Source organism: Anabaenopsis sp. FSS-46, from assembly GCF_029891665.1.
In the GTDB taxonomy this organism is placed as follows: domain Bacteria; phylum Cyanobacteriota; class Cyanobacteriia; order Cyanobacteriales; family Nostocaceae; genus Anabaenopsis; species Anabaenopsis arnoldii.
Window position 1 is genome coordinate 1 of the sequence record NZ_JANQDG010000009.1, and the last position, 5,569, is coordinate 5,569.

General features: G+C 42.7%; 4 protein-coding genes and 1 pseudogene. All 5 read right to left on the reverse strand.

Annotated elements, in window-relative coordinates:
* Positions 1-249 precede the first annotated feature (249 nt).
* The 5 genes and pseudogenes from NWP21_RS00850 to NWP21_RS00870 all read right to left on the reverse strand — a co-directional run bounded on the left by NWP21_RS00850 (position 250) and on the right by NWP21_RS00870 (position 5,425).
* Positions 250-1,581 carry a D-alanyl-D-alanine carboxypeptidase gene (locus NWP21_RS00850; RefSeq protein ID WP_280791258.1) on the reverse strand — a complete coding sequence of 444 codons (1,332 nt, stop codon included), beginning with the start codon at positions 1,579-1,581 and terminating at the stop codon, positions 250-252.
* Between the two features lie 89 nt (positions 1,582-1,670).
* Entirely contained in the window at positions 1,671-2,741 is a 1,071-nt protein-coding gene (locus NWP21_RS00855) for an LOG family protein (protein ID WP_280791259.1), read from the reverse strand.
* Positions 2,742-3,007: 266 nt separating this feature from the next.
* Positions 3,008-3,355: pseudogene (trxA, locus tag NWP21_RS00860) on the reverse strand (thioredoxin); the annotation flags it as partial.
* A 328-nt stretch (positions 3,356-3,683) separates the two neighbouring features.
* Positions 3,684-4,847, reverse strand: coding sequence for a GuaB3 family IMP dehydrogenase-related protein (locus NWP21_RS00865; RefSeq protein ID WP_271731356.1), 1,164 nt, complete (start codon positions 4,845-4,847; stop codon positions 3,684-3,686).
* A 128-nt stretch (positions 4,848-4,975) separates the two neighbouring features.
* Complete coding sequence (locus NWP21_RS00870) at positions 4,976-5,425, reverse strand: transposase (RefSeq protein WP_280791260.1); 450 nt, start codon at positions 5,423-5,425, stop codon at positions 4,976-4,978.
* Positions 5,426-5,569: the final 144 nt, after the last annotated feature.

Sequence of the window (5,569 nt, forward strand, 5' to 3'; positions counted from 1 at the left end):
TCAATAAGAATAAGGTACATTTTGTCAAGAGTAGGGAAATTTTCAAGCGTTGAAACCGTTGCCACATAAATGTTTCAAGATTGTTAAGAAAAATGTGGGTAATGAATAGCCTTACAAGGGGAGGGTTAGGGAGGGGTCAAACAATATTCGATACACTAATCATAACTTTCCAAACATCCTCTGAGAGAATAGTTGACACCCCCACAGGAGGGTCTAATAATCCTTGATTGTTTCAGTGTATCTACCCAATCAGGGATTATTAGCAGGGAACAAAATTGCGTTACGACTAGGTGTGCCCAATTCAGGTAAAGAATATTTAGGAGAGTTGGGAGTAATAGTAGAGGGAATATTGGGAGATACTTGCAAGCGTTGGACAAGAGCTTGTAAAAACCGATCTTGACTAGCTCGGAAGGCTGGAATTTGTGGACCACGGTTAATAATAGCAAACCAAACCAAACCGCGATCGCGTGTAGGGAAGACTCCAGCCAAAGCACTAACCTCGCGCAAAGTACCAGTTTTCATCACAGTAGCATAAGGCATATTTCTAGCTTGCATTGTTCCTCGACGGTCAAATCCAGAGGTAGGAAACAAGTCAGCTACATTAATATTGTGGGTGGTAGCTTCCCGTTGAATTGCCATTAACATAGCACAGGCAGCCCTCGGAGAAATACGATTGTCTACTCCCAGACCTGAACCATTAATTAATTGAATTTCTGCCTCCGGGACTCCGGCAAATTTGGCAGCCTGCGATCGCATTTTCGCTGTACCTCCTAGGGATTGAGCCAACATCTCAGCCATGACATTGTTACTAAAAACATTCATTTCCTTGATAAGTTGGTGTAAAGGTAAAGAACCGCGACGCATCAATAGGGTTTCTTGGGGCTTTGGTTGGGATGCTGATTTTACAATCCCCGCAATCACAACTTGAGGTTTAGCTGTGCCCTTGGGCATGGTTGAATATATGTAATTTGCCTGACGAGTCCAACTTAAATGATTTAGGGCTTGCTTGAGTATCTGAGCAGCTAATATAGGATTTGGTTCAAAATTCATGGCAAAATTCCCCCTGATCACCAAATTTCCCGTTACCTGCTTAATACCCATTTGATTGAGACTATTACCCAGGGCGAAGGCTTCTTCCCAAACAAACATGGGATCACCACCACCAGTAATCACCAAATCACCTTGCAATACACCGTTAACTATTGGACCTGTAGAGCTGACCAAAGTTTCAAATTGGTGGTCTGGCCCCCAAGTTTTCAAAGCCACAAGTGAAGTAGCAATCTTAGTTAAAGAAGCAGCTGGTAGAGGTGTTGTACCTTGATGATTAGCCATCAAAATAGGTCCGGACTGTAACCAAATACCCTGACTCTCGGTCAAATTTTCCGGGACTAATTTCGTGGTAATTAGTTCCTGTAAATATTGCTGAACTGTGGTAGACCCTACTGGATTAGGATCAGGAGCTAGAACTAAACCACGGCTATTGTGTAAAGCCAAAGTTTCCAAAGCTTCTGTGGGCTTAATTTGTACCCCAGCCATTTCCAGCCAAAGAGAAATTAAACCCGAACCTAATAATTCCAGCATCTTGATCCCCCTATATGTTTCCTGAGCTAATATACAAGTTTTTTGCTCATGATCAGTATTGACCAGGAATAATATCTGTCAAACCGCCCCTACTTTCTTTCTGGATGAGGTTTTTCTGCCACAGAAGGTGTACCCATCTGGTTAATTACCGCAATCATTTGATACAGGCGACCCAAATCACGTTGGTTAAAATACAACACCAGACGGGGTAATTCCTCGGTCTCATCTTGGTTTTCTGGGGGTAAAGCCTGACTTTTGATAATTTTTCCTTTTACCAGAATGTCGCTAAAGTTAGCATTTAATTTTTCCACCGCAGCATCAGATAAATCTGTTGATAGACGAATGACCAACTGTTCACCTACGTAACGGCTAGAGTGGTAAACTTGATAAAAATTGGTGATAGCATGACAAGCTACTTCCAGGTTATCTGTGACTGTGTAAAGGCTGGGGTCTTCAGGACTGACAAGACCTTTCTGCACAAGTTGTTTATCAATATATTCGCTCCAGGAGCGCCAATAATCTCCACCTGGATGATCAATTAAAACTACAGGAACCGGACCAAATTTACCCGTCTGGCTGAGGGTCATACACTCAAAAGCTTCATCTTGAGTACCAAAACCTCCAGGAAATAAAGCCACGGCATCACTTTCTTTGAGGAGAAACAGTTTGCGGGTGAAGAAATACTTAAAATGGATTAGCTTAGGATCACCCTCAATAAATGGGTTTGCCTGTTGCTCAAATGGTAACTGAATATTTAAGCCAAAGGAATTATTTCGCCCTGCGCCTTCGTTACCTGCCTGCATGATGCCGCCGCCACCCCCTGTCATTACCATAAATCCTAACTGACAAACAGAGCGAGCAAATTCCAGGGCTATCTGATACTCCTGTGTTTCTGGGGATAGACGAGCAGAACCAAAGATAGTTATTTTGCGGACGTGTCGATAGTCATAAAATAACTGGAAACCTCGCTCCATATCTGCTAAAGCGGCCGATAAGATTTTCCAGTCCAGACGTTCAATTTCACTGTCAGCTAAACGCACTATAGTAGCCAGTGCCTGCTGAATCAGTTGCCGATTTTTTAACGTTGGTAACCGGTCAAATAGTTCAGCGATGTCCGCCTGGAGACTCTCTAATGTTTCAAACGACGCAGATGAGGTCATGAGAACTTTCGTCACAATGGCATTACATTTTACCTAATTTTGCAATGCAATAGACAACTGCCTTGGGCAGTCGTGTTTGATAATTAGTGGTTGGTAAAGATTTATGAAAGTAAATTTTTAGAAAAGGCCTGTTATTTTAGCAGTGGTCATCTCAAACTCTTTACCACAACAGAAAATTTTTGGAGACGCGAGTTTTCGCGCCTCGCATATTGATCTAAATCTAGAGCAAATGGCAGGATCAAAAGGATGTTGATCCCAATTGAGTTTCAAAGATATTTTTCCAAAGTGTTAACTAATGTAGTTTTAGGTACTGCGCCAACTACCATATCAACTTTCTCCCCACCTTTAAAAATCATTAACGTGGGGATACTGCGGATACCGTACTTACTAGCAACGTTAGGATTCTCATCAGTATTGACTTTCACAACTTTTATTTTACCTTGAAACTGATCGGCTATTTCCTCCACTACAGGAGCTACCATGCGGCAAGGACCGCACCAGGGGGCCCAGAAGTCAACTAAAACGGGTACATCGCTGTGAAGTACTTCTTGATCAAAACTAGAATCTGTAACTTGTGCGGCTGCTGACATGCCTAAAAACCTTTGCCAATTATATTTTTGAGTTTGGTGAAAATTCTACCATAGCAAAAGCAGCAGCTTAGAGGTGAAGAATGTACATTTGCAACGAAGTTAAAGAAATTATGGATAAACATAAGGAACCGCCCGAACAGTAGTCCGGGCGGAGTGTGGTGTGAGGAGTGAACGGAAACATGCGTCTCCGCTATCTCCATTGTAGGCTACAGATTGGATTTTTCCAGGATTTTTTTAAGAGTCTGGAAAAAAATTTCTGCCAACTTTGAGTTTGGGTATGGGGTATAGGGCATGGTAGAAACTAAATAATTTATTTCTTATTAGTGATTCTCTAGTGCCTATGGGGGATTGTTTATTTACCCATGCCTAATTGTTGGGCTTTTTGGTACACTTTTCCCTCGGTTAGTAGGGAAGGAGCGATTACCACTTCTACTTGCTGCATTTCTTTGATGTTTTTGGCTCCTAATGTACCCATGCTAGTTTTCAAGGCTCCCAAAAGATTATGAGTACCATCATCTAGTCCGGCAGGACCAATGAGTATTTGTTCTAGACTGCCAGTAGTACCAACGTTAATGCGCGTACCACGGGGCAATACTGGGCTAGGAGTTGCCATTCCCCAATGATAGCCACGGCCAGGGGCTTCCGCGGCTCTCGCAAAGGGAGAACCAATCATCACACCATCAGCACCGCAGGCGATGCACTTACAAATGTCGCCACCGGTGATTAGACCGCCATCGGCAATGATGGGGATATAGTTACCAGTTTCCCGATAATAGTCATCTCTGGCTGCGGCACAATCAGCGATCGCCGTTGCTTGTGGTACACCTACGCCCAAAACGCCGCGAGAGGTACAAGCCGCACCCGGTCCAATTCCTACTAATACCGCAGCCGCTCCGGCTTTCAGTAAATTCAAGGTGACTTCATAGGTGACGCAATTGCCCAAGGCCACCGGAATGGGCATAGAACGGCAAAATTCTGCCAAATCAAGGGTAACTATCGAATCTGGGGATAAATGCGCTGTAGAGACTACTGTAGCCTGGACAAAAAATAAATCTGCTCCGGCTTTTGCCACTACCTGACCATATTTACTGGCTGCGGCTGGGGTTGCACTCACCGCGGCTATACCACCTTGCTGTTTAATTTCCTGAATACGTTTTTCAATTAATTCCGGCTTGATCGGTTCGGCATAGAGTTCTTGCATAAGGGAAACAAATTCACTTTTCCCTACAGAGGCAATCCGATCTAAAATCGGATCTGGGTCGGCATAGCGAGTTTGGATACCTTCTAAATTGATGACTCCTAATGCTCCTAACTGTGACAAGCGTACAGCCATCTTCACATCCACTACCCCATCCATGGCACTGGCAATTATCGGGATTTCTCGTTCAATATTGCCGATAGTCCACTTAGTATCTGCCAGACTTGGATCTAGTGTTCTGTTACCAGGAACTAGAGCAATTTCATCAATTCCATAAGCTCTACGAGCTTTTTTCCCGCGCCCAAGTTGAATTTCCACGCTTTAACTTTTCTCAAATCTGTTTAAGCTAGGGTATCAAATTGTGAGGGTATTTGCAGCAGTTTTTTTTGCCAGTAATGAATATGAGGATTTACCCCAGTGTGCGACTTTTAAGCTAATTAAAGCGATTAAACTAGATTAACTACGGCATACGTCAATTCTGACTTGTCAGAAAGCACGATAGAATCATGGGTCACGGTGAAGGCAGTTGCTTGCAAAGCACGCAATAAAATATTGCGTGCGCCATTCACATCACGAGAAATCTGTATTCCGCAATGTGGACATTTAAAAACTTTGTTTCCACCTAATTTATAGTGAACATGACCGCAGTTACCACAGGTTTTTGATGTATATGATTCGTTACAAAGCACGACTATTACACCTTTTCTTTGTGCAGCTTGCTTAAGATGTTGCTCAAATTTGTAATGAGAAAGAGTGAGCATTTGCCGTACAGACTTACTGTTGATTTTGCGTTTCTTCCCACTACGTCTTTTAATCACCATTTGACTAGAATCAAAGGTTGGTAAGTAAATTACTTTGTAGGAATTAACAAGCAAGTTAACAGCTTTGTTATGCAAATCCTTATATCAATTTACATTGAAGCTGCATAAAAAAGAGCTTCGAGAATAAAATCATAAGAAGTCAAGGAAATAACACGTTCTGATGTGATTTGACTGAGAAGTTCGTTGAGGCGAGCGCGAAGTTCATCAAGTGTGTTGAAA

What these genes read in the sequence shown, in the direction of transcription:
- NWP21_RS00850 (WP_280791258.1), bottom strand. Translation starts at nt 1,581, where the DNA reads ATGCTGGAATTATTAGGTTCGGGTTTAATTTCTCTTTGGCTGGAAATG.
- NWP21_RS00855 (WP_280791259.1), bottom strand. Translation starts at nt 2,741, where the DNA reads ATGACCTCATCTGCGTCGTTTGAAACATTAGAGAGTCTCCAGGCGGAC.